Origin of the sequence: uncultured Sphingomonas sp., from assembly GCF_913062585.1 — a bacterium.
Taxonomy (GTDB): Bacteria; Pseudomonadota; Alphaproteobacteria; order Sphingomonadales; family Sphingomonadaceae; genus Sphingomonas.
In genome coordinates, this window is the sequence record NZ_CAJXWX010000021.1 from 1 (window position 1) to 22,719 (window position 22,719).

Annotated in this window: 14 protein-coding genes; 8 read left to right on the forward strand and 6 right to left on the reverse strand. The window is 66.8% G+C overall.

What is annotated here, in order from left to right; genetic code table 11:
- Positions 1-1,223 (forward strand): M28 family metallopeptidase (locus tag QZ546_RS13435; protein ID WP_294238429.1); only part of this gene is annotated, 1,223 nt, incomplete at its 5' end.
- A gap of 113 nt (positions 1,224-1,336) precedes the next feature.
- On the opposite strand, the gene QZ546_RS13440 is transcribed toward QZ546_RS13435, so the two are convergent.
- On the reverse strand, positions 1,337-2,323 hold the full coding sequence (locus QZ546_RS13440; RefSeq protein WP_294238431.1) for an RcnB family protein: 987 nt from the start codon (positions 2,321-2,323) through the stop codon (positions 1,337-1,339).
- A 120-nt stretch (positions 2,324-2,443) separates the two neighbouring features.
- Positions 2,444-2,947, reverse strand: coding sequence for a GAF domain-containing protein (locus QZ546_RS13445; RefSeq protein ID WP_294238575.1), 504 nt, complete (start codon positions 2,945-2,947; stop codon positions 2,444-2,446).
- Between the two features lie 164 nt (positions 2,948-3,111).
- Here QZ546_RS13445 and QZ546_RS13450 point away from each other — a divergent pair, with 164 nt between their 5' ends.
- Genes QZ546_RS13450 through QZ546_RS13460 form a run of 3 tightly spaced genes read left to right on the forward strand, consistent with a single transcriptional unit; the run spans position 3,112 to position 5,560 of the window.
- Complete coding sequence (locus tag QZ546_RS13450) at positions 3,112-3,987, forward strand: 2-dehydro-3-deoxygalactonokinase (RefSeq protein ID WP_294238434.1); 876 nt, start codon at positions 3,112-3,114, stop codon at positions 3,985-3,987.
- Entirely contained in the window at positions 3,984-4,613 is a 630-nt protein-coding gene (locus QZ546_RS13455; RefSeq protein ID WP_294238437.1) for a 2-dehydro-3-deoxy-6-phosphogalactonate aldolase, read from the forward strand. Before QZ546_RS13450 ends, QZ546_RS13455 begins: the two co-directional genes overlap by 4 nt.
- A 5-nt stretch (positions 4,614-4,618) precedes the next feature.
- The gene (locus QZ546_RS13460; RefSeq protein WP_294238440.1) at positions 4,619-5,560 is read left to right on the forward strand and encodes a Gfo/Idh/MocA family oxidoreductase; all 942 of its coding nucleotides are present in this window, start codon (positions 4,619-4,621) and stop codon (positions 5,558-5,560) included.
- Positions 5,561-5,673: 113 nt separating this feature from the next.
- On the opposite strand, the gene QZ546_RS13465 is transcribed toward QZ546_RS13460, so the two are convergent.
- Positions 5,674-8,754, reverse strand: a complete 3,081-nt coding sequence (locus QZ546_RS13465; protein ID WP_294238442.1) for a TonB-dependent receptor — start codon at positions 8,752-8,754, stop codon at positions 5,674-5,676.
- Positions 8,755-9,219: 465 nt separating this feature from the next.
- Positions 9,220-12,315 carry a TonB-dependent receptor plug domain-containing protein gene (locus QZ546_RS13470; protein WP_294238445.1) on the reverse strand — a complete coding sequence of 1,032 codons (3,096 nt, stop codon included), beginning with the start codon at positions 12,313-12,315 and terminating at the stop codon, positions 9,220-9,222.
- 353 nt (positions 12,316-12,668) lie between these two features.
- Between QZ546_RS13470 and QZ546_RS13475 the strand changes: the two genes are divergently transcribed.
- On the forward strand, positions 12,669-13,694 hold the full coding sequence (locus QZ546_RS13475; RefSeq protein WP_294238448.1) for a N(4)-(beta-N-acetylglucosaminyl)-L-asparaginase: 1,026 nt from the start codon (positions 12,669-12,671) through the stop codon (positions 13,692-13,694).
- Between the two features lie 133 nt (positions 13,695-13,827).
- Here the strand turns inward: QZ546_RS13475 and mprF are convergent, their stop codons facing one another.
- Positions 13,828-16,410 carry a bifunctional lysylphosphatidylglycerol flippase/synthetase MprF gene (gene mprF / locus QZ546_RS13480; RefSeq protein WP_294238451.1) on the reverse strand — a complete coding sequence of 861 codons (2,583 nt, stop codon included), beginning with the start codon at positions 16,408-16,410 and terminating at the stop codon, positions 13,828-13,830.
- A 354-nt stretch (positions 16,411-16,764) separates the two neighbouring features.
- On the opposite strand from mprF, the gene QZ546_RS13485 reads away from it, so the two are divergent.
- Genes QZ546_RS13485 through QZ546_RS13495 form a run of 3 tightly spaced genes read left to right on the forward strand, consistent with a single transcriptional unit; the run spans position 16,765 to position 19,167 of the window.
- The gene (locus tag QZ546_RS13485; protein ID WP_294238453.1) at positions 16,765-17,175 is read left to right on the forward strand and encodes a hypothetical protein; all 411 of its coding nucleotides are present in this window, start codon (positions 16,765-16,767) and stop codon (positions 17,173-17,175) included.
- A complete protein-coding gene (locus QZ546_RS13490; RefSeq protein WP_294238456.1) occupies positions 17,144-17,833 on the forward strand; it encodes a response regulator transcription factor in 690 nt (229 codons plus the stop codon). The genes QZ546_RS13485 and QZ546_RS13490 overlap by 32 nt, the downstream gene beginning before the upstream one ends.
- A gap of 8 nt (positions 17,834-17,841) precedes the next feature.
- Entirely contained in the window at positions 17,842-19,167 is a 1,326-nt protein-coding gene (locus tag QZ546_RS13495; RefSeq protein WP_294238459.1) for a HAMP domain-containing sensor histidine kinase, read from the forward strand.
- Positions 19,168-19,317: 150 nt separating this feature from the next.
- Here QZ546_RS13495 and QZ546_RS13500 read toward each other — a convergent pair whose 3' ends face one another.
- Complete coding sequence (locus QZ546_RS13500; RefSeq protein ID WP_294238461.1) at positions 19,318-22,647, reverse strand: glycosyltransferase; 3,330 nt, start codon at positions 22,645-22,647, stop codon at positions 19,318-19,320.
- Positions 22,648-22,719 lie beyond the last annotated feature (72 nt).

Consider the following 22,719-nt stretch of genomic DNA (forward strand, 5'->3'; position numbering starts at 1 on the left):
CCGCCACCCCCTCCCCCGCCCGGCTGAAGGCCGATGTCGAGGCGCTGGTCGGCTTCGGCACGCGCCACACCGCCTCGACCACCACCGATCCCAAGCGCGGCATCGGCGCCGCGCGTGACTGGGCCGCCCGCCAGTTCGAGACGATCGCACAAGGCTGTAACGGCTGTATCAGCGTCGAGCGGATCAACCGCCGCTTCACCGGTCCGCGTGCGCCGAACGGGGTGATGGTCGAGGATGTGCTGGGCATCCAGCGCGGGCGCGATCCGACCCGTGTCGTCATCGTCGGCGCGCATATCGACAGCCGCGTGACCGATGTGATGAATGCCACCGCCGACGCGCCCGGTGCCAATGACGACGCCTCGGGCGTGGCGCTGGTGCTGGAAGCGGCGCGGCAACTGTCCAAACGCCAGTTCGACGCGACCATCATCTATGCGGTCTTTTCCGGCGAGGAACAGGGGCTGTGGGGCTCGACCCTGCTGGCCGACACCGCGAAGGCCCGCAACTGGCGCGTCTCGGCGATGCTGAACAACGACATCGTCGGCAACACGGTCGGCCAGGGCGGCGTGCGCGAGGCCCGCTGGGTCCGCGTCTTTTCCGAAGGCATTCGCGCCTCCGAGGACCTGCCCCAACAGATGCAGCGACGCGGCAATGGCGGCGAGGATGACGGCCCCAGCCGCGCGCTGGCCAAGGCGATCGACGGCATCGCCGACAAGCTGGGCGGGCTCGACGTCTTCGTCGACCGCCGCCCGGATCGCTTCGGACGCGGCGGCGATCACGAACCGTTCCTGAAGCTCGGCTATCCCGCCATACGCTTCTCGGTCGCGAACGAGGATTGGGATGCGCAGCACCAGGACGTGCGCAAGGAAGGGACGGTCGCTTACGGCGACACCATCGACAAGATGGACTTTCCCTATCTGGCCAAGGTGACGGCGATCAACATCGCCACCCTCGCCCGCCTGGCCGCCGCGCCGTCCGCGCCCGACAAGGTGACGATCAGCGGCGCCCTGTCGCGCGATACGCAGGTGGAATGGGCAGTGGTGCCCGGAGCGGTGCGCTACCGCGTCCACTGGCGGCGGAACGATACGGCCGACTGGACCCAGGCGAAGGACGTGACGGAGACGAAGACGGTCCTGACCCAGGTGCCGGTGGACGATCATTTCGTCGGCGTCTCGGCGATCGCGGCGGATGGTTCGGAGAGCCTGATCACCTTCGGCGGTCGCTGAACCGAGTCCCGCCAGGCACAAGGAAAGATGCCGCCCCGAGGGAGTGAGACGGGGCGGCATCCTCATGATCGACCCGGCGTCTCCTCGGGTCGAATCCCCCCTGGGGGACGGCTTTAACGACGAACCAGCTTGCTGTGACCGCGTACGCGGCGGCGACCCGAACGAACCACTTCGGTAGTCGTGGCAACCGTCGTCGTCGTTATCGGAGCACCTTGTAACACAACTGTCGTCGTCGTGGGAGCAGGATAATAATAACCGCCCTCAAAATAACCGGAACTTCCATCGGCCAGCGTGCCGACGGTGGTCGTCGTCGTGACGGTGGTGCCGTCGCGTGTCACGATCCGCCTCCCCATGGCCGGTGGCGGTGGGGGCGGGGCATAGGCACCGCGATCGTCATAGCCCGGCTGGCCATAATCGTCATAGCCGGGGGCCATGTGCCGATGCCGATCCTCGGTCCGGTCGATGGCATAGCCCGCCGCCGCCCCAACGCCCGCGCCGATCAGCGTTCCGCCCAGGCGATTGCCGCGTCCAGCGATCAGATTGCCCGCGACGCCGCCCGCCACCGCGCCGATCGCCGCACCGCCCAGACCGTCGTCGCGCCGAACCGGCGGCGGCACGTAGGGCCCGCCCGCATAGCCGGACGGCCCAGCCCCGTCCCAGTCCACGCTATAGACGCTGTCATAGACCGTACCGCGCGGGTCGATCAGGACCGCGTCGTCATAATAACGCGACCAGCGATAGCCGACGGGCGGCCGCGGCAACGTATAGACCGCCCAATCCTCGACCCCGAAACGCCGGTCGTTCCAGTAAGAAGGCATGACCATGCCGCGCACCGGACGGCGATAGGCGCGCCAGCCGCCCGGCGCATTCCCCCCGCCCCACCAGCGGCCGCCGACCCGACTGCCCCAGCGCTGGGGCCCGGCGGGCGTCTGGCCGCCCGTGCCGATCCCGAGGGTGCTGGTCGTCGTCACCACGGGCGCGGACGGCGGCGGCGCTTCATCGAAATGGGGACGCGGATAGCGCGCGCCTGCCTGGCCGAACGCGGGGGCGCTCGACATCAGGGCCAGGGTCAGGACGGTCAGCTGCGACGGGCTTCGCATGATGGATCAATATTCCCCTGTATCAAGGCTGTTGCGCTTCCCCAAACGCCGCAACCGGAACAAGGTTTGATACCAGCGCGCCACCCCGACCGATAGCGCCGTGGCCCGTCCCGAATCGGGTCAGCCGGATCGGTCGCCCATGGCGGCCAGACGGGGGGCGAGCAGCGTCATCAGCGCCTCGCATCCCGCCTGATCCTCCTCGTCGAAGCGACCGGGTTCCGGGCTGTCGAGGTCGAGGACCCCAAGGACGATGCCGTCATGGAGGATGGGCACGACCAGTTCGGAACGGCTGGCGGCATCACACGCGATATGGCCCGGAAAGGCATGGACGTCGGCGACGCGCTGGGTCCGCGCCTCAGCGACCGCTGCGCCGCAAACCCCCTTGCCCACCGGAATGCGGATGCACGCGGCCTTGCCCTGAAACGGCCCGAGCACCAGCTCGCCGCCCACCATGCGGTAGAAGCCCGACCAGTTGAGATCGGGCAGATATTGCCAGATCAGCGCGGCGGCATTGGCCATGTTGGCGACCGCATCCTGCTCGCCCGCCGTCAGCGCGTCGAGCGCGGCGTGGAGGTCGCGGTATAGCTCCGCCTTCGATCCGGCGGTGATGTCGAACTCGTACATAGGCCGTGATGTAGGCCAGTGCATGGCCCGCGTCATCCCCTTCGCTGCTTGGACGCCCACCGGGTTCCGGCCCAACGCCCGCGCTTGCGCCGCCCCTTTTATTGTCCTACAAATCGGCCGAATAAAAGCCAGGAGAGGCCGTGCCCGCCGTGCCATCAGATGTGATGCCCGCTTATATCGCGATCGACTGGGGCACCACCAATCGCCGAATCTATGTCCTCGCGGATGACGGCACCATGCTCGCCACGGTACGCGACGATCGTGGCGTGCTGGCGATGGCGGCGGACGAGTATCCCAATGAGATCGCGGCGATCCGGGTGCGGTTCGGCAATCTGCCGATCATCGCGGCGGGCATGGTTGGCTCGACGCGTGGCTGGCGAGAGGCCGCCTATGTTCCTGCCCCCGCCGATATTGCGGCCCTGGCTCGCGCCGCCATGCGGATCGCCGAATGGGATGTCACCATCGTGCCCGGCGTCTCGCTGCTGACCGACACCCGTGCCGATGTGATGCGTGGCGAAGAGGTGCAGGTCCTGGGTGCGATCGCCGCCGGCCTCGCCCCCGCCGATGCGCTGTTCGCACAGCCCGGCACGCATAACAAATGGGTGTATGTCGCCGGCAGCCGGATCACCGACTTCGCCACCACCATGACCGGCGAGCTGTTCGCGCTGGTCAAGGGGCATGGCATCCTGGCCGGGATGCTCGACGGCCCGGTTGCGGATGGCCCCGCCTTTCGCGATGGCCTGTCGCGCGGCAGCGGCGCGTGCGACCTGGCGGCGGCGCTGTTCGGGGTTCGCGCCTCGGTCCTGCTCGGCCGGATCGCGGCTGAGGATGCCGCCGCCTATGCCAGCGGGCTGCTGATCGGCAGCGACATCGGCGCGGTGCCCGACCTGGCGGGCGGCACCGTCCACCTGCTGTCGAGCGGCCTGCTCGCCGACCTCTACACCATCGGGATCGAGGAACGCGGCGGCACCGTCGTCGCCCTCGACAGCCATGCCGGTTTCCTCGCCGGACTTCACACCATTCGGGAGCATTTGTCATGACCGACCCCGCCGCACGGTTCGCCGCCGCCTTCGCCGCCTGTCCGATGGTCGCCATCCTGCGCGGCCTGACGCCGGACGAGGCGATCCCGGTCGCCGATGCGCTGGTGGACGCAGGCTTCACCCTGATCGAGGTGCCGCTAAACTCGCCCTCCCCGTATGACAGCATCGCGGCGATCGCGGCGCATGTCGGGGACAAGGCGATCGTCGGCGCAGGGACCGTCCTGACCACCGAACAGGTCGACCGGGTGAAGGCAGCGGGCGGTACGCTGATCGTCTCGCCCAACACCGATGTCGAGGTCATTGCGCACAGCGTGGCGCAGGGCCTGATCTCTCTGCCCGGCTATTTCACGCCGTCCGAAGCCTTCGCCGCGCTGAAGGCGGGCGCACATGGCCTGAAGCTGTTTCCGGCGGAGGGCGCCTCGCCGACCTTCCTCAAGGCGCAGCGCGCGGTCCTGCCGCGCGACGTCGCGGTGCTGGCGGTCGGCGGCATCACCCCCGACAACATGGCCGAATGGCGCGCGCACGGCGCGGACGGCTTTGGTCTGGGCTCCAACCTCTATCGCGCGGGCAAGCCGGCGGCGGATGTCGCCGTGTCGGCGCGCGCCTATGTCGAAAAGGCACGCTGACACCGATGACCGACACGATCTGCCTCGCGCTGGTCGGCATGGGCAAGATCGCCCATGACCAGCATGTCCCCGCCATTGCAGGGAACCCGGCCTTTCAACTGGTCGCGACCGTCAGCCGCTCGCCCAACGGCGTCGAGGGCGTGCCGCATTTCCACGACATCGCCGAACTCGCCCAGAGCGACGTAAAGGTCGATGCGGTGGCGCTCTGCACCCCGCCGCAGGTCCGCCACGCGATCGCCGCCGCCGCGCTGGCCAATAACTGGCACGTCTTCCTCGAAAAGCCGCCGGGCGCGACGCTGGCCGAGGTGGCGGTGCTCGAGGAGTTGGCGGCTGAGGCGAACGTGACCCTGTTCGCCAGCTGGCATTCGCGTTACGCGCTGGGCGTCGAGCCTGCGCGTGAATGGCTGTCGAGCCGCCAGGCCCTATCGGCGGCGATCACCTGGCGCGAGGATGTGCGCCAATGGCATCCGGGCCAGGCCTGGATCTGGGAAGCGGGCGGCTTCGGCGTGTTCGATCCCGGCATCAACGCGCTGTCGATCGCGACGCATATCCTGCCCGAGCCGTTCTTCATCGAGCGCGCTACCCTAGACTTCCCCGCCAATCGCGACGCGCCGATCGCCGCCGAGGTGGCGTTCCGCACCACCGAGGGCACGCCGGTGACGCTCGACCTCGACTGGCGGCAGGAAGGGCATCAGAGCTGGGACATCGTCGTCGAGACGAGCGAGGGCACGTTGAAGCTTGCCGAGGGCGGTGCGGTGCTGACCCTGCCCGACGGCTCGACCCCGCATCACGAGGAAGGGCTGCACGGCGAATATCCGGGGCTGTATGCGCGCTTCGCCGAATTGGTGCAGGGCGGGCGTTCGGACGTCGACATCGCCCCGCTGCGCCACGTCGCCGACGCCTTCATGCGTGGCAAGCGGCGCGAGGTGGAAGACTTCGTGGAATAAGACCCGACGCGGACAGTCGGAGGCGTGACACAAAAAAGGCCGACTGCCCCACCGGGCGGTCGGCCTTTTCCATAGGGACAAAGGCGGGATGCCGAAGCACCCCGCCTCCGTCATCAGAAGTTGATCGTCGTCCCGACCGAGATCTGGCGACCCAGTGCATCGTAACGCTGCGGCGCGGTGTTCGCGCGCGACAGGGCCACGGTGTACGAGTTCGGGATGATCGGCGGGTTCTTGTCGAGCAGGTTGTTCGCGATGATGCGGAATGCGAACCGCCGCGCGATATTCCAGGTCAGCGCCAGGTCGAAATAGCTCTGCGGCGCGATCCGGGCATAGGTGTTGCGGAAATTGGCGGCGGTGCCGCCGATATCCGCATTGCCCGAATTATAGGCCGTGGTGAGCGAACTATTGTAGCGCCAGTTGAACGAGGCGTTGAACGTGTTGTCCGCCGTCGTCCAGGTGCTGCGCAGGCCGTGCGACCATTTCGGGATCAACTGACCGCAGGCAATGCCGTTCGAGAAATAGCCCGCGCAGTTATACTGGCTGCGCAACGGCGAGTCCTGAGCGCCCGCCAGCGTGGTGAGCGAGCCGTTGAAGTTCCAGTCCAGACGACCAGCACCTCCCAGACCCAGTGTATACTGGCCCTGGAAATCCCAGCCCGAAGAGATCGACCGATAATAATTGGTCGTGCCTTGGAGGATGAATCCGGCTGAGGGCCGGCCTGTGAGGGGATTGGCCAGCGACCCCGTCGTCGGATCGCGCACGATACCACGGCAGAAATAGGGATCGCCATTCGACGCCAGGCAGCCGTTCAGGAAGTAATCGGCAAGGTTGGTGCCGATCGAGTTGAGTATCCGAATGCGGTAGTGATCGACCGAGAACACCAGACCACGAACAAAGCTCGGCTTCACAACCAGGCCATAGGTCAGCGTATAGGCCGTTTCCGGATCGACCTCGTTTCCACCCGAACGGACGGTGCAGCAGACATTCGTCAGCAGGGATTGGCTTCCATAGAGGTTATCCGCCAGCCCCGTCTTGCGGCACAGGTCACGCGACGCCAGCGGAGCCGTTGTCACAGTCCCGTCCGGCAAGGTCCGCTGAACCGGCGCACAGAAATCGCTGAGCGTGGTGTTGCTGGCATAGCGGATCGTTGTCGCGGAATCGATCTGCGTAACCGTTGGAGCCCGCTGCGCCTTATTATAGGATGCACGGAAGGTGATATCACTCACCGGCGCGTAAATGCCTTCGATCTTCCACGTCGAGAAGTACTTGGAATTCGCACTGTACTTCGAAACCCGGTAACCGCCATTGGTCTGGAGCAGATGCGCGAACGGCTTGTCCTGGATCAGCGGCGCCTGAAGTTCGATATTCGATTCCAGAACGTCCTGACGCAGGTTCACCCGCCTGTCGCTATTCTGGCTGAGGTACACGTCGTTCGCAGTCGAGATGTAACGGTCCTTACGGTACTCCGCCCCCAACGCGATCGCGAGACCATCGCTCGCCCAAGGCGTCTTGATGCCATATTTGCCAAGGTCCCCGGTCACCGTGCTGATGACGTCGTACAGGATGCCGATCTGGCCGTTGACGCCGCTCTGGCTGCCCGGGCCGTTGAACAGATAGTTGGTCAGCGCGTCGTTGCCCGATCCGGCGCGGAAGGCGTCGAAGGGCACGCAGGCGCTGTCGCCGCCGGTCAGGTTCGATACGCAGGTCGGCGTGCCGTTTACGTTGACGACGTTCAGCGAACGGTTGACCCGATCGGGATCCGCATAAGGCGAGCCGCGCCGGTCCTGCTGGTTGCGCGCATAGACACCGCCAATGTCATAGGTCCAGGCGTCGCCCACCTTGCCGCGCAGGCCGCCCGTCGCGCGGATGCCCTGGTTGATATAGGTGTCGACCAGATAGGGCTGGCCGTCGAAGCGATAGCGGACTTCGATCGGAACCGAGTTGGTCGCGCCCGATGCGCAACCCAGCGCCCCCGCCTGCCCGGCCGACAGGAACGGATTGTTGCAGTTCACCTGATACGGCGTCGAGCCATAGACGGTGTAGCTGTAGACGCGCAGCGGGCTGGGGTTGATCGACTTGTCGCGGAACCAGATGGCGTCGCCATAGAGTTCGAATTCCGGCGCGATCTCGAAGCTCAGGAAACCGCCCGCCGTGTAACGCTCGCCCTGACGCTGGAAAGAAAAGTCGTCATAAGGGTTGGCTGCAACGCCGGGGCGCGGGCCATAGGCCACGAAGCTGCGCGTGCCATCCGGGTTGTTGACATAGGCCGTGCCGGAATTCGGGCCCGAACGTGGCGAGATATAGCCGGAGGGCGAATAGGTCGACACCGGCGAGCAGGAAAGCGGTCCATCCTTGCTGGTCTGCGCAAGCGGACACGCCGCGATCGAGCGGTCACCCGTGCGGACCAGTTCCGCGTTGCGGTAGTTGACGAAGCCCGACACCTTCAGCCGATCGTCGAACAGCTTCTTGCCCGCGGTCAGCGTGACGTCGGCGCGGCCGCCATCATTGGTCCAGCCGAGCGGCGTGCTGAAGCCGACGCCCTGCGCGAGCGGGGTGACGATGTTGCTCTTGTTCAGATGGTTGTAGAAATTGTAATTGGCGTCGACCCGGATGCCGTCGAAATCCTTGCGCAGGATGAAGTTGACGACGCCCGAGACCGCGTCCGAACCATAGACCGACGACGCGCCGCCCGAGAGGATGTCGATGCGTTGGAGCAGTGAAGCGGGGATGATCCCCACATCCACCGCATTCATCGTGCCCAGGCGCTTGCCGTCGAGCAGGGTCAACGTCCGCTCGAAACCCAGGCTGCGCAGCTTGATCCGCTGGCGGCCGTCCGAGTCCTGATAATTCTGCTGGGCGTCGGGTGCGATCTGCGGAAGGCGGTTCAGCACTTCCTCGACGTTCAGCGGCGCCTGCGCCTGGATATCCTGTGCGGTCACCGAGGTAATCGGCGAGGCCGAGGCGAGGTTCGGACGCACGATACGGGTGCCCGTCACGATCACGTCACCGTTGTTGTCGGACTGCGGCGTGCCGGTGATCGCGGCGGTGCGGGTCTGCGCGGCTTTCGCGCTGGACGATGCGTTATCTTCGGCGTCAGTCTGCGCGGTCGCGCCGGACTGCTGCGCCAGTACAGGCGTGGCGACCAGCGCGCCCGCCGACAAGGCCAACCACGAGATCGGGTGAAGCAACTTCATTTCATAACCCCCTTTTCAACCGCTGGCGTCGTTGCGCTCAGCGGCGTGCCGCACAAACAATACAGTTGCAGGGGGCGGTCAATATGTCGGGCCATACCGATATAGGATCAATTTCACTTTGGTCCGCGATTGTGACCATGATGCAACAATGTCACAAAACGCTAACCCCTTGAAATTAAACGCGCCAATTAGAAAAAAGAATTTGAAGAATATTATATTACTCCCATTTTACATGCACTTAATGATTTTTGCGGAAAAGCGCGGCCATGCGCGCTGACGCGCCCGCCCGAATGCCACTTGAAAAGACCATGAGGCTCGGCGCCGAATGGACGTGCCATACCAGTTTCGAACCTTTCGGCCGATCTGCCAGACCAGAGCGTCCGGCCTCCTGATTGTCACTCACAAAAAAGGGGCCGATTCTCATAAGAGAATCGGCCCGTTCCGAGGCTTGGGGGAAGGGAGCGATCAGAAGTTGATCGTCGTCCCGATCGCGATCTGGCGGCCCAGCGCGTCGTAACGCTGCGGCGCGGTGTTGGAGCGCGACAGGGCGACCTGGTACGAGTTGGGGATGATCGGCGGCGACTTGTCGAACACATTGTTCGCGATGATCCGGAACGCGAACTTGCGCGCGATATTCCAGCTCAGCGCCAGGTCGAAGAAGCTCTGCGGCGCGATACGCGCGAAGCTATTCTGGAACCGCTCCGGCGTGCCGCCAATGTCCGGATTGCCCGAATTGTTCGCGGTCGTCAGCGAGCCGGTGTAGCGCCAGTTGAACGACACGTTGAACACCTTGTCCGCCGAGGTCCAGGTGGTGCGCAGGGTGTGCATCCACTTGGGGATCAGCTGGCCGCAGGAAATGCCGTTCGAGAAATAGCCCGCGCAATTATACTGGCTGCGCAGCGGCGAATCCTGTCCGCCGGCCAGCGTCGAAAGCGAGCCGTTGAAACCCCAGTCGATCCGCCCGGCCCGGCTGAGGTCCAGTGAATATTGCCCCTGGAAATCCCAGCCATAGGCGAGCGACCGGTAATAGTTGGTCGTCCCCTGGCGCACGAAGCCCGCCGACGGATTGCCTGCGGGCGCATTGCCGATCGAGCCGGTCGTCGGATCACGCACGATGCCGTTGCAGAAGAAGGGATCGCCGTTCGAGGCCAGACAGCCCTGCAGATAATAGTCCGCGCCGTTATACCCCAGCGAGTCGACCAGCCGGATCTGATAACGGTCGGCCGAGAAGACCAGCCCCGGGATGAAGCTGGGCTTCACGACCAGGCCATAGGTCAGGGTATAGGCGGTTTCCGGATCGGCGGTGAAGCCGCCGGTGCGCGTCGTGCACCCCTCGGTCGGGCAGAGCAGCGAGGCACTGCCGTACAGATTGTCGGCCAGTCCCGTCCTGCTGCACAGCTCGCGCGAGGCCAGCGGCGCGGTGGTCACGGTGCCGTCCGGCAGCGTCCGCGCGACGGGGGCGCAGAAGTCGGTCAGCGTCGAATTGCGGCCATAGTTGATCTGCGTCGCCTGGCGGATCTCGATCACGGTCGGCGCGCGCTGCGCCTTGTTGTACGAGGCGCGGAAGGTGATATCGGCGACCGGCGCGTACAGCCCCTCGATCTTCCAGGTCGAGAAGCTCTTGGGGTTGGAGCTGTACTTCGACACGCGGAAGCCGCCATTGGTCTGCAGCAGATGGGCAAAGGGCTTGTTCTGGATGATCGGGGCCTGAACCTCGATATTGGATTCCCAGACGTCCTGGGACAGGCGCGCATCCTGGTCGCCGAACTGGTCGACAAAGCCCGCATCGGCCGTCGAGAGCAGCCGGTCCTTGCGATATTCGGTGCCCAGCGACACGGCCAGGCCCTCATCGGCCCAGGGGGTCTTTATGCCATAGGTCGTCAGGTCGCCGTTCACGACCGCGATCGCGTCGAACAACTGGGTGATCGTCCGCCGCTGGCCCGTCGCGCCGCTGGAGAACAGATAGTTGGTCAGCGCATTGCTGCCCGAACCGGCCCGGAATGCGTCGAAGGGGATGCAAGCCGGATCGGTGCCGTTCACCACCGAGCGGCAGGTGGCCACGCCATTGACGTTGACGACGTCCAGCGAACGGTTGACCCGGTCGTTCTGCGACGTCGGCCCGAGATACCAGTCCTGCTGGTTGCGGGCATAGACGCCGCCGACGTCATAGGACCAGGCCTCGCCGATCTTGCCGCGGACGCCGCCGCTCGCACGGAAGCCCATATTGACGAAGCGGTCGGACTGGGCGGGCTGTCCGTCGAAGCGATAACGCACGTCGAGCGGTACATAGCCGGTGCTGCCCGGCGTACAGCCCAGCGCACCCGCCTGCCCCGCCGACAGGAAGGGATTGTCGCAATTCACCTGATAGGGCGTCGTGCCCTGCACCGAGTAAGCATAGACGCGGCGCGGCGTCGGGTTTTCGGACGTGTCGCGGAACCAGATGCCGTCGCCATAGATCTCGACTTCGGGCGCGATCTTGAGATTGACGAAACCACCCGCCGTGTAGCGCTCATTGGCGCGCTGGAAGGACACGTCGTCATAGGGATTGGCGGCATTGCCCGCACCCGGTCCCCAGGGCACGAACGTCCGCGAGCCGTCCGGGTTGTTGACATATTGCGCGTTCGCATTGGGCCCCGACACCGGCGATACGAAGCCACTGCGCGAATAGGTCGACAGCGGCGAACAGGACAGCGCCGAGTCCTTGGTCAGCTGCGCCACCGGGCACGCGGCATAGGAGCGCGCACCATTTTGGACGAGATCGGCCTGGCGATAGTTGAAGAAGCCCGACACGTTCAGCCGGTCGTCGAACAACTTCTTGCCCGCCGTCAGCGTCAGGTCCGCACGGCCACCGTCATTGGCCAGCCCCCGCGCCGACGGAAATCCCGCCGCATTGGCGATCGGCGTGACCAGCGTGTCCTTGTTCAGATGGTTGTAGAAATTATAGTTCGCATCGACGCGGATGCCGTCGAAATCCTTGCGCAGGATGAAGTTCACAACGCCCGAAATCGCGTCCGAGCCATAGACCGAGGAAGCACCGCCCGACAACACATCGACCCGCTCCAGCAGGCTCGCCGGGATGATGCCGGTATCCTGGCCGTTCTGGGTGCCCAGGCGCTTGCCGTCGACCAGCACCAGCGTCCGCTCGAACCCCAGATTGCGCAGCTTGATCCGCTGGCGACCGTCCGAATCCGCATAGTTGGACTGGGCGTCGGGCGCGACCTGCGGCAGGCGGTTCAGCACTTCCTCGACGTTGAGCGGCGCCTGTGCCTGGATGTCCTGGCGCGTGACCGAGGTGATCGGCGCGGCCGATGCCAGATTGGGGCGGGTGATGCGCGTGCCCGTCACGATGACCTCACCGCTGCTCGACGCCTGGGGCGTGCCGGTAATCGCGTTGGAACGGGTCTGCGCGGCCTGGGCGCTGAGCGAGGCGTCGGCGTCCTGCTGGGCGGCGGTGTCGTCGGGCGCGGCGGTCGATCCGACCTGTTGCGCAGCGGCGGGCGCGGCGAGCATCAGCGAGGCGGCGGAAAGCGCCAGCCATGATGCAGACGGTTGAATTCTCATGAAATCTCCCCTTCACCCCGGCCGATGGGATGCCGGGTTCGAAGGACAGGCCAATACTTTTGCCTTGGGACGGTCAATACCTAATGCATACCTATGCAGCACCCATCGCAACATTATGAAGAAACTGTCACCAGAAAGCCACAATGTAAAACGATTTCAATATCTTAGGTTACAAATCAGCAATCTTTCGACACAAGGCCCGATGCAGGCCCAGGTCCAAACCTTTCGCGCCGCCGCCGAATCATGCGAACGTGGTTCCATATCGGTCCGCTGCCCACTTGCGGCCCGGCCATTCCCCCCGCACTATTGCGGCCTGAGCGGGGCGCTATCGCCCAAGGGGATGGAGCAGACAGATGCAGGACGAACGGCGCGTATTTCTGGGCGGAATGGGGCTGGCCGGCGTGGCAGCCGCACTGGCGGCCCCGGTTCGCAGCTTCGCACAGGCCGCCGCGCCGCGTGCCATGATCGTGTCGACCTGGGATTTCGGTGCGCCCGCCAATGACGCGGCCTTTGCCAAGGGACGCAGCGGCGGCACGCTGATCGACATGGTCGAGGCGGGCGTGATGGTGCCCGAGGCCGATCCCAACAACCACTCGGTCGGCTATGGCGGCTATCCCGATCGCGACGGGCATGTGACGCTGGACGCGGTCATCATGGACGATGCCGGCGGCGTCGGCGCGGTCGGCGCGCTGGAGGATACGGTCCACGCCATCTCGGTCGCGCGCGCGGTGATGGAACATACCCCGCACACGTTTCTGGTCGGTGAAGGCGCGACCCGCTTCGCGCGCGACCGGGGCTTTCCGCGCGTAAACCTGCTGACCCCCGAGGCGGAAAAGGCCTGGCGCGACTGGCTGAAGACGCAAAACTACAAGCCCGTCGCCAATAGCGAAACCGGCACTTACGGCGCGGGGCGCCCCGGCACGCCCGGCGGCGCGCTGGACCATGACACGATCGGGATGCTGGCGCGCGATGCGGGCGGGCGGATGGCGGGCGCGTGCACGACCTCGGGCATGGCGTTCAAGATGCGCGGGCGGCTCGGGGATTCGCCGCAAGTCGGGTCTGGCCTCTATGTCGAGCGCGGCGTGGGCGGCGCGACCTCGACCGGGCTGGGCGAGGAAGTGACCCGCACCGTCGGCACCGCGCGCGTCGTCGCCTCGATGCGGCACGGGCTGAGCCCGCAGGCGGCCTGCGAGGAAGCGGCCAAGCATATCGCGGCCTTGCGCGGCGATGCGATCAAGGGGGTGCAGGTCGGCTTTCTGGCGATGGATACGGCCGGGCGGGTCGGGGCGTACTGCCTGCTACCGGGCTTCACCTATGCGGTGACAGACGCCGCCGGAAAGACGCGCGTGGAAAAGGCTCCGTCGCTGTTCAAGGCATAAAAAATCCTCCCCAGCACGGGGAGGTGGCAGGCCGAAGGCCTGACGGAGGGGGGCTTCCACGCTGGACGTCCTTTGCGAAGAGCCCCCTCCACCACCGCTTCGCGGCGGCCCCCCTCCCCGTACCGGGGAGGATTTAGCCGCCCTCGCCCCCATCGGCGATCAGCGCGTTCAGGTCGCGCAGGGCCTTGACCAACCCCAGCCCGTGCGGCCCCGCGATATAGCGCGGGGCCCATTCCGGCTGGAACTTCTCCTTATACGCCCGAAGCCCGCGAAAACCGTAGAAGCGCTCGCCATGCCGAAAGACGAGCGCGGCGATCTTGGCCCAGGTGGGCGCCATACGCCGCCCGCCCACGCCCGACAGCGGCGCCAGACCCAGCGCGAAGCGGCCATAGCCCTCGGCCTGGCCCCACAGCATCAGCTCGACGAACAGGTAATCCATCACCCCGCCGGGGGCATCCTCGACATGGCGCATCAGGTCGACCGACAGCTCGCGTTTCTCGCCCGCCTTCCAGATATTGGCGAAGGCGACGATCCGCCCCTCCACCCGCACCACCGCACAATCGGTCATGGCAAGATAGTCGGGATCGAAGCGACCCAGGCTGAATCCCTTTTCGCCATGCCCCTTTTCCAGCAGCCATTCCTCGGACACCGCCTTCAGCGCAGGCATGATCGCGGGCACCCCGGCGGCGGGGACGATCGCGAAGCTGGCATTCTCGCGCGTGCGGAAGCGGTTGAGCGTCTGGCGGAGTCCGCGCATCTTGCCCCCCTCCAGGGTGAAGGCGGCCAGGTCGATCAGCGCCTCTTCGCCATATTTGACGATCTGGCGCCCCATCTCGATCGCGATTTCCAAGGCATCGGGGGTGATCTGGTACAGCATCAGCCGCCCCTGCGCCGCATCGGCCATGGTCCGCAGCTGCCAGAGCAGATCGGCCCAGGCGGCGCGCGGGCCGACCGGATCGCCCATCGCGATCCAGCTGGTCCCGCGCACCTGATACATGACGAACGCGTCGCCCTCCGGCGAGAACAGGAAACGCTTGTCGCCCAGCAGCGCCAGCGCAGCATCGGTCCGCTCGGCCTGTTCGACGATGCCGCGCACCTGCTCCATCGCCGGATGATCGGCCTCGCCGGGCGGGGCCGCGAGGAACAGGCGCCACAGCCCCGCACCCGCCAGCATCACCGCCACGCCCAGTCCAGCACGCAGGAACCGCGAGGCGTCGTCGGACAGCGCAAAGCGCCACCAGAGCGACTCCCGGTAATCGACATGCTTGTACGCGAAGAAGCCGATCCAGGCGGTGCCGACAATCACCACCGCCACACTGAACAGCCAGGCGGGCGACAGCGGCCGCGCGACCAGCGAGGTGCGCCGATAGAATGCCTTGCGGCTGATCTGGAGCAGCAGCGCGATGGTCAGGCAGACCGCCGCCTCCTCATAATCTATGCCCTTGGCCAGCGAGAAGACCGCCCCCGCGACCAGCAGCGCGCGCGCCGCCAGGCTCGCCCCGTCGAGTCGCCGATAGAGGCCCGGCGCCAGCAGGAGGAGACCGGTGCCGACCAGGCTGGCCGCGAAATGCGATGCCTCGATAAAGGGCAGTGGCACGATATGGACAAGCTGATGCACGCGCTGCGGAATGGCGGGCAGCGACCCCGACAGCAGCAGGATAGCCCCGCCGCCGAAACAGGCCGCACTCAGCAAGGTCGGCGCGACCCCCAACAGCACGCGACGGATATCGCGCAGCGCCTTGACCGGCCGCCGCCGCGCCTCGTCCCAGGCCAGCAGCGCGATGCCCAGCGCCAGGGGGGCAATATAATAAAGGACGCGGTACACGATCAGCGCGGCGAACAGCTCGGTCCGGTTGACCGGCACGGTCGCCAGCACCACGGCCTCGAACACGCCGATGCCGCCGGGCACATGGCTGACCAGCGCGACGATGATCGCCAGCGCATAGGCGAGCAGGAAAGCGGGCGCCAGGTCGATCGAGGCGCCGGGCAGCAGGACGAACAGCGCAGCACTGGCACAGGCCATGTCGAGCGAGGCGATGCCGATCTGCGCGACCGCCTGGGCGGGTGTGGGCAGCGGCACGCTCCAGGCGCGCCATCCGATCCGCTGGCCGGGGCGAAGCGCACATAGCCCGATCAGCGCCACGGCACCCGCGACCACGGCCCCGCCCAGCCAGCGCACCGGTGTCTGGCCCAGCACCAGTTGCTCGACCGTGATCGGCCCGTCATGGAACAACAGGCCCAGCCCGGTGACGGTGAACACCCCGAACCAGAAGGTCGCACTGGCGATCGCGATCACCCGCGCGATATCGGGCCCGTCCAGCCCGGCGGCGGCATAGACGCGGTAACGCGCCGACCCGCCGGTCAGCAGCGCCAGCCCCAGATTATGGCTGAGCGTATAGCTGGTGAACGATGCCGTGGCCGCCGTCCGCCAGCGCAGCGGCTTGCCAATGACGCGCAGCGCGATGACGTCGTAGAAGGTCAGCGCGATATAGCTCGCGATGGTGAAACCGACCGACAGCATGATCTGGCGCGGGTCGATCGCGTAGAAGGCGGCCTGGACATCGGCCAGCCGGACCGAGCGGGTCAGGTGGCGAAGCGCCGACAGGCCCAGCGCCACGAGCAGCACGACCGCCCCCACCGCCAGATAGCCGCGCCGCGCCCGGCCGAAATCGGCGACGCGCTCGATCATCGACGACAGCCGGGACGACGATGTCACGACACCCTCCCCACCCTGCCCGATTGGCTCGCCGGCCCCGTCACCGCCCCATCCCCGTTCACGCGCAAATCACTTGGTCATTATGTCCATCTATCGCGGTGCCGCGCGGCATAGAGCGCCGCCCGCCCCGCCTGCCTTACGGATGCATGACAAGTTCGTCACGCATTCCCGGCAACGGAAATGACAGAAGCGTCATGCTCCGCCCACGCTTAGCTTATGTCGCCGGGACTAGAAGGACGGCGTGAAAGGATCGAGCCCCCTTGCCGCCCCCACCATCGTGATCGTCACGGTGACGGCGCGTCGCGCGCCCTCCCCCGGGTCCTCCACCCGCCGGCCATGAAGGGGCTGCGGATCGTGGGCTGGGGGGCCGGACTGGCGGCGCTGGTCGGCGGCGCAGCGGTCGCGCTGCTCGTCGGGCACATGCCGCTTCATGCCGGTCCTCGCATACCCTCGACCCTGTACGGTGCGACCTTCGCCCCCATTGGCGAGGACCGGCCGGGGCTGGTCGTCACCAGCCTGCGCAGCGACGTGGCCGTGGCCCCGACCCCGATGGTCGACCCGCCGTTGCATGTCGGCGACACGGTCATGACGGTCGACGGCCGCCCCGCGACCTCCTTCACGATGCTGCGCGAGGAAGCTGCGCGGCGCGGCAATATGCCGGTCAGCCTTCAGGTCGCGCGCGACCATGGCCTCCTGACGATCACACTGCTAAGGAGCGGGCCGGGAGGACAGCGTGGCCAACAGGATTTTGCTGATCGAAGATGATCGCTCGACGGCGGACTATATCGCCAATGGGTTGAGAGAAGAAGGTTTTCTGATCGATCATGCCGCGAACGGGCGCGATGGCCTGTTCCACGCTACCGACGGCACCTATGACTGCATCATCCTCGACCGGATGCTGCCCGGCATGGACGGCATGTCGGTGCTGGCCGCGATCCGGGCGGCGGGGATCGAATCGCCGGTCATGATCCTGTCCGCCCTGTCCTCGCCCGAAGACCGGGTGACGGGCCTGACCTCGGGCTCGGACGATTATCTGACCAAGCCCTTCGTCTTTGCCGAGCTGCTGGCGCGGGTCCGCCTGCTGATCCGGCGCGGCGGCACCACGGCCAATGCGCCCCAGACCAAGCTGGTCTGCGACGATCTGGAGATGGACCTGCTGGCCCACCGCGTCCGCCGCGCGGGCAAGCCGATCGACCTGCAACCGCGCGAATACCGGCTGCTCGAATATCTGCTCCAGCATGTCGACCAGGTGGTGACCCGCACCATGTTGCTGGAGGGGGTATGGGATTTCCATTTCGACCCCAACACCAACGTCACCGACGTGCATATCAGCCGGTTGCGCAAGAAGATCGACGAAGGTTTTGCCCGGCCGCTGCTCCACACGGTGCGCGGCTCGGGCTATAAGCTAGGGGTCGAGAAATAGCGCCGGGCGTGCTCCGCTCGACCACGCTGCGCTTCGCATTGCTGGTCTTTGCGCTGCAGTTGGTCGGCGCGGGGGCGATGGTCGTCACCATACGCCACCTGACCCGCGGCGAGATCGCGGCCCAGGCCGAGGATGCCGCGAGCGACCTGCGCGACGAACTGGTCGGCACGTGGCGCACGGGCGGACAGGCGGCGATACGCGCGGCGGTCGACCGGCGGATGAATACCGACCGGCTGCCCCAGTCGGTGATCCTGCTGACCGATCCGCACGGCCGCTTCGTCACGGGCAACATCGCCGACTGGCCGCCCAACGTCCCCGCCCCCGGCGCGGCGACGATCGAGATCTTCCGCATCGGCCATTCCCAGCCCGAACGGATGCGCGTGCTCGCCACCCGCCTGCCCGATGGATCGCGGATGCTGGCGGGACATGTCGTCGAGAGCGAATTGCGCGTCGCGCTGGCGATGGAAGAGGCGATGGCAGTCGGCATGGCGGCGGCGATCGTGCTCGCCGCACTCGCCGCCTGGGCCGCGGCGCGGATGATCGAGCGGCGTCTGGAGGACACGGTCGCCACCGCCCATGCCGTCGCGGCGGGCGACCTGTCGCGCCGCGTCTTGTCCAAGGGCGGGGACGACGCCTTCGACGCGCTTGCTCAGGCGGTCAACGCGATGCTCGACCGGATCGCGATGCTGATGACCGAGCTGAAGGTCGCGACGGACGGCCTGGCGCACGACCTGCGTTCGCCGCTGACCCGGCTGCGTGCCACGCTGGATCGGGCATTGGCCGAGAGCCATGACGAGAATGCGCGGGTCGCGGTCGGTCGCGCGCTGGAGGAAGGCGACCGGCTGCTCGCCATGCTCGACACCGCACTGCGCATCAGCCGGGCCGAGGCTGGGCTGGGTCGCGACGCCTTTGTCGAGGCCGACCTCGCCGCGATGGTCCACGACGTCGCCGACATGTTCGAGCCGCTGGCCGAGGATCGCGGCATGACGATCCGCGCCGAAGCACCCGAGACGCTGGTCGCGCGGGTCCACCGCGAGTTGCTGGGTCAGGCGCTGGCCAATCTGGTCGACAATGGCCTGAAATATGGCGCGGGCACCATCATCGTGCGGGTCGAGCCCGGCCCCGTGCTGACCGTCGCCGATGACGGACCCGGCATCCCCGAGGAACGCCGCGAGGAGGCGCTGAAACGCTTCGGCCGGCTGGATGCGGCCCGGACCGAAAGCGGCGCGGGGCTGGGCCTGTCGCTGGCCACGGCGGTGGCGCATCTCCACGGTGGCACGGTGGCCCTGGAGGACAATGCGCCGGGCCTGCGGGTGCGGCTGACGCTGGGATAAACCAGTCCTCCCCATCTTCGATGGGGAGGGGGACCGCCGGGCGATAGCCCGGTGGTGGAGGGGCAATGGGCATCACAGGCGTTGTCGGCCCCTCCATCATCGCTGACGCGATGGTCCCCCTCCCCAAGCAAGCTTGGGGAGGATTGGGAGCTACGCCCCGACGTTGCCGGTCCGCTCCAGCTTGCCCCAGCCGACAATCCACCCACCGATCGCCGAGGCGATGGCGCGGATCACGACCCAGTACATGATCTGGCGATAGACCAGCCGCTGCGCGACCAGCAGATGCGCGGGGTAACGCACCCGGTTGCCGTCCAGCCGATAGGCCAACCAGCCGCACAGCACGTCGATCGCGGTGAAGGCCGTCCAATAAGCCGCCATCTGGAACACGTCGGTGTGGGTCTGCGCCCAGCCATGCTGGCTGACGCGCACCGCCGTGCCGATGATCGACAGGACCAGCGCCAGGTCGATCAGCGGCGAGATCGCGGCGAAGATGATCTGGAACAGCCAGGCCTGGGGCAGGCCGATCCGCGCGAGCCCGGCGGGCTGGCCGGTGCGGATCACGCGGCGATGCTTCCACAGGCATTGCAGCGTCCCGAACGCCCAGCGATACCGCTGCTTGGCCAACGCCTTGAAGCTCTCGGGCGCTTCGGTCCAGGCGACGGCGCGCGGATCATAGGTGACGCGCCACCCCGCCCGCTGGATCGCGATGGTCAGATCCTGATCCTCCGCCAGCGTATCCTCGGGGTAACCGCCCACGCCGTCGAGCGCCGCGCGACGCCATGCCCCGACCGCACCCGGCACGACCGTCATCGCGTCGAACCCGGCGAGCGCCCGGCGTTCGAGATTCTGTGCGGTGATATATTCGACCGCCTGCCAGCGGGTGACCAGGTTCACCCGGTTACCGACCCGCGCATCGCCCGCCACCGCACCCAGCTTGGGATCGGCGAACCAGCGCGCGAGCTTGGCAATCGTCTCCGGCTCGAACTGGGTATCGGCGTCCAGTGCGATCAGCACCTCGCCGGTCGCGTCCTTCAGCGCGCGGTTCAACGCCGCCGCCTTGCCGCCATTGGGCAGGGTCAGGAGCTGCACCCGCGCTTCGTCGGCAAAGGCGTCGCGCACGACCGCGCTGGTCGCGTCCTTCGACCCGTCATCGACGACGATGACCTGCAGGCCCGGATAGTTGCTGGCCAGCACGCGCGTCACCGACTGAACGATCACCCGCTCCTCGTTATAGGCCGGGATGATGACCGAGACGCTGGGGGTGAATTCGGGCGGCGACGGCTTCGACTTGCGCCCCTGGAACCAGGCGAGCGCGGCCATCACCACGGCGCGCGCGATGCCGAGCGCAATGGCGAGGTAGAACAGCCAGGCGAGCGCCGCCGACAGGAACGCCAGGACCACGAAGATCGCCACGTCGGTCCGCACCGCCAGCAGATCCTTGCCCTCGACGCGCGGCATCGCCTGGTCGCGGCTGATCCCGACCAGTTGCGAGGCGGGCACGAAGCGATAGCCCTGGGCGCGTAGCGTGTCGATGATGCGCGGCAGCGCCTCGACCGTCTGCTCGCGGTCGCCGCCGCCGTCGTGGAGCAGCACGACATTGGCCGAATTATCCTCGGTCGCACCGTGCACCTGGTCGATCGTCTGCTGGACGATCTGGTCGACGCCGGGCCGTTGCCAGTCGTTCGGGTCGACGTGCAGGCCGACCACCGTATAGCCCAGATTCTGCGCGACCAGCGCCGGACCGATCTCGTCCGCCGTGGTCGGCTCGGCGTCGCCAAAATAGGGCGCACGGAACAGCGTGGTCGACCGGCCGGTATAGGCCTGGATCAGCCGCTGGGTCGCGTTCAGCTCCAGCTTGATCGTCCGGTCGCTGGTCGTCGCCATATTGGGATGGGTGTAGCTGTGATTGCCCAGCTCGCTGCCATCGGCGACGATCCGGCGGAGCAGCTGGGGATGCTGCAACGCATTCTCGCCGATGACGAAGAAGGTCGCGGGCACCCTCTCGCGTTCCAGCACGTCCAGGATCTTGGGCGTCCAGGTCGCGTCGGGACCGTCGTCGAAGGTCAACGCGATCGTCTTGGGCACCGCGCCCGCGCGCTGCACGACATAGGGGGTCGGATAGGCCTGATAGACCTCGTTCCGGATGACCCCGTCCTTGTCGAATTGCAGCAGGCGCTTGCCCTCGGTCGGCTGGGCGGTGATGCGCAGGATCTCGCCCGGCCCCTCGACATCGGTGTTCAGCGGCGAGGTGATGGTGCCCAGGCGCGGCAAGACGCCGCGCGCGGTGCTGCGAAAGGCGGCGAAATCGGCCCATAATCCGGGGTCCTCGCTGCCGATCTGCCAGAAGGCGACGTCGTCGATGCCCAACCGCTTGAGCGCCTGGAGCTGGTTCCAGCTGGTCGCCGCGTCGAGCATCCAAACGATATGATGCTGGCCATTCTCGTCATAGGCGAAGCCCGAATTGCCGCTGGCCGGATCGAACGTCACCCGGGCCTGGCTGTCATGCGCCATCAGCCAGGCTTCTTCGATCGACTTGGCCTCGGCGGGCTCCGGCGGACCGGCATCCTTGCCATCGCCCTTGGTGGGCCAGTCATAGCCATAGCTGCCCAGCGCGACGATCAGCTTGTCGCGCCCCACCTCGCGCAGTGCCTTTTCGGTCGCCTGCAGGAACCAGGGCTGCGACGCGATCGGCCCCGGCGTGCCGCTCTGCCAATGCTCGTCATAGGCCATCAGCATGACCCGGTCGACGACCTTGGCGAGCGACGCCAGCTGCCACGCCTCGTCCTCGGCGGGCACGGTGACGGCCAGCACGGTGCCCTTGGGCAGATGCGCCTTGATCCGCTGGAGCAGGCGCGGATAGCCCGGCATCGCGCTGGCGGGCAGATTCTCGAAGTCGACGACCAGGCCCGACTGGCGGTTCGCGGCGATCGAATCGCCCAGCTGCGTCGCCAGTGCCTCGGATGCCGCCGGGCTGGCGATGATCCGGGCGATCGCCTGGCCGTCCCATTCGTCGGCGCCGAGATTCTGCACCATCGGCAACAGACGCGGCGGCTTTGCCGCGCGCGAGAGCAGGCTGGCCAGCTTGGGGTCGTTGCCGATCTGCAACTGCCCCTTGGGCCCCGCCACGTTCATCAGCGAGGGCACCAGCCAGTCGATCTGGCCCATATGAGCATGGACCGAGGCCAGCGCGGAGTCGTTGCCCGGCGTGTAGAAGGCGATGGTCAGCGGCGTATGGCCCTGCGCCACCGCCTTGCGCGGCAGCCATTGGCCGCGCCGCCCCTTCAGCTGCGCGGTCGGCTCCAGCGTCATCGCCTGGCGCCGGGCGAAGGGCAGCGGCAGGACGCCCGAATTGGGCACCGCGACCAGGGTCGTCGCAAAGGCGATCGCCGCGATCACCACCGACAGGATCAGCACCGCGACACCGCGCCGCGCCCATGCGCCCCGGCGCCCGGTCGGGTCAAAGAAGATCGGCTTGGTCACGCTGTCGGTCCCCGGTGCATTATGCGGACGGGGACACGGCATTCCGCCGCCCCCGCTCGTTTGTTTTTCGAT

Bases quoted from the DNA above. Each gene is read 5' to 3' on its own strand.
- QZ546_RS13440 (WP_294238431.1), bottom strand. From the start codon at position 2,323: ATGCGAAGCCCGTCGCAGCTGACCGTCCTGACCCTGGCCCTGATGTCG.
- QZ546_RS13445 (WP_294238575.1), bottom strand. From the start codon at position 2,947: ATGTACGAGTTCGACATCACCGCCGGATCGAAGGCGGAGCTATACCGC.
- QZ546_RS13450 (WP_294238434.1), top strand. From the start codon at position 3,112: ATGCCCGCTTATATCGCGATCGACTGGGGCACCACCAATCGCCGAATC.
- QZ546_RS13455 (WP_294238437.1), top strand. From the start codon at position 3,984: ATGACCGACCCCGCCGCACGGTTCGCCGCCGCCTTCGCCGCCTGTCCG.
- QZ546_RS13460 (WP_294238440.1), top strand. From the start codon at position 4,619: ATGACCGACACGATCTGCCTCGCGCTGGTCGGCATGGGCAAGATCGCC.
- QZ546_RS13465 (WP_294238442.1), bottom strand. From the start codon at position 8,754: ATGAAGTTGCTTCACCCGATCTCGTGGTTGGCCTTGTCGGCGGGCGCG.
- QZ546_RS13470 (WP_294238445.1), bottom strand. From the start codon at position 12,315: ATGAGAATTCAACCGTCTGCATCATGGCTGGCGCTTTCCGCCGCCTCG.
- QZ546_RS13475 (WP_294238448.1), top strand. From the start codon at position 12,669: ATGCAGGACGAACGGCGCGTATTTCTGGGCGGAATGGGGCTGGCCGGC.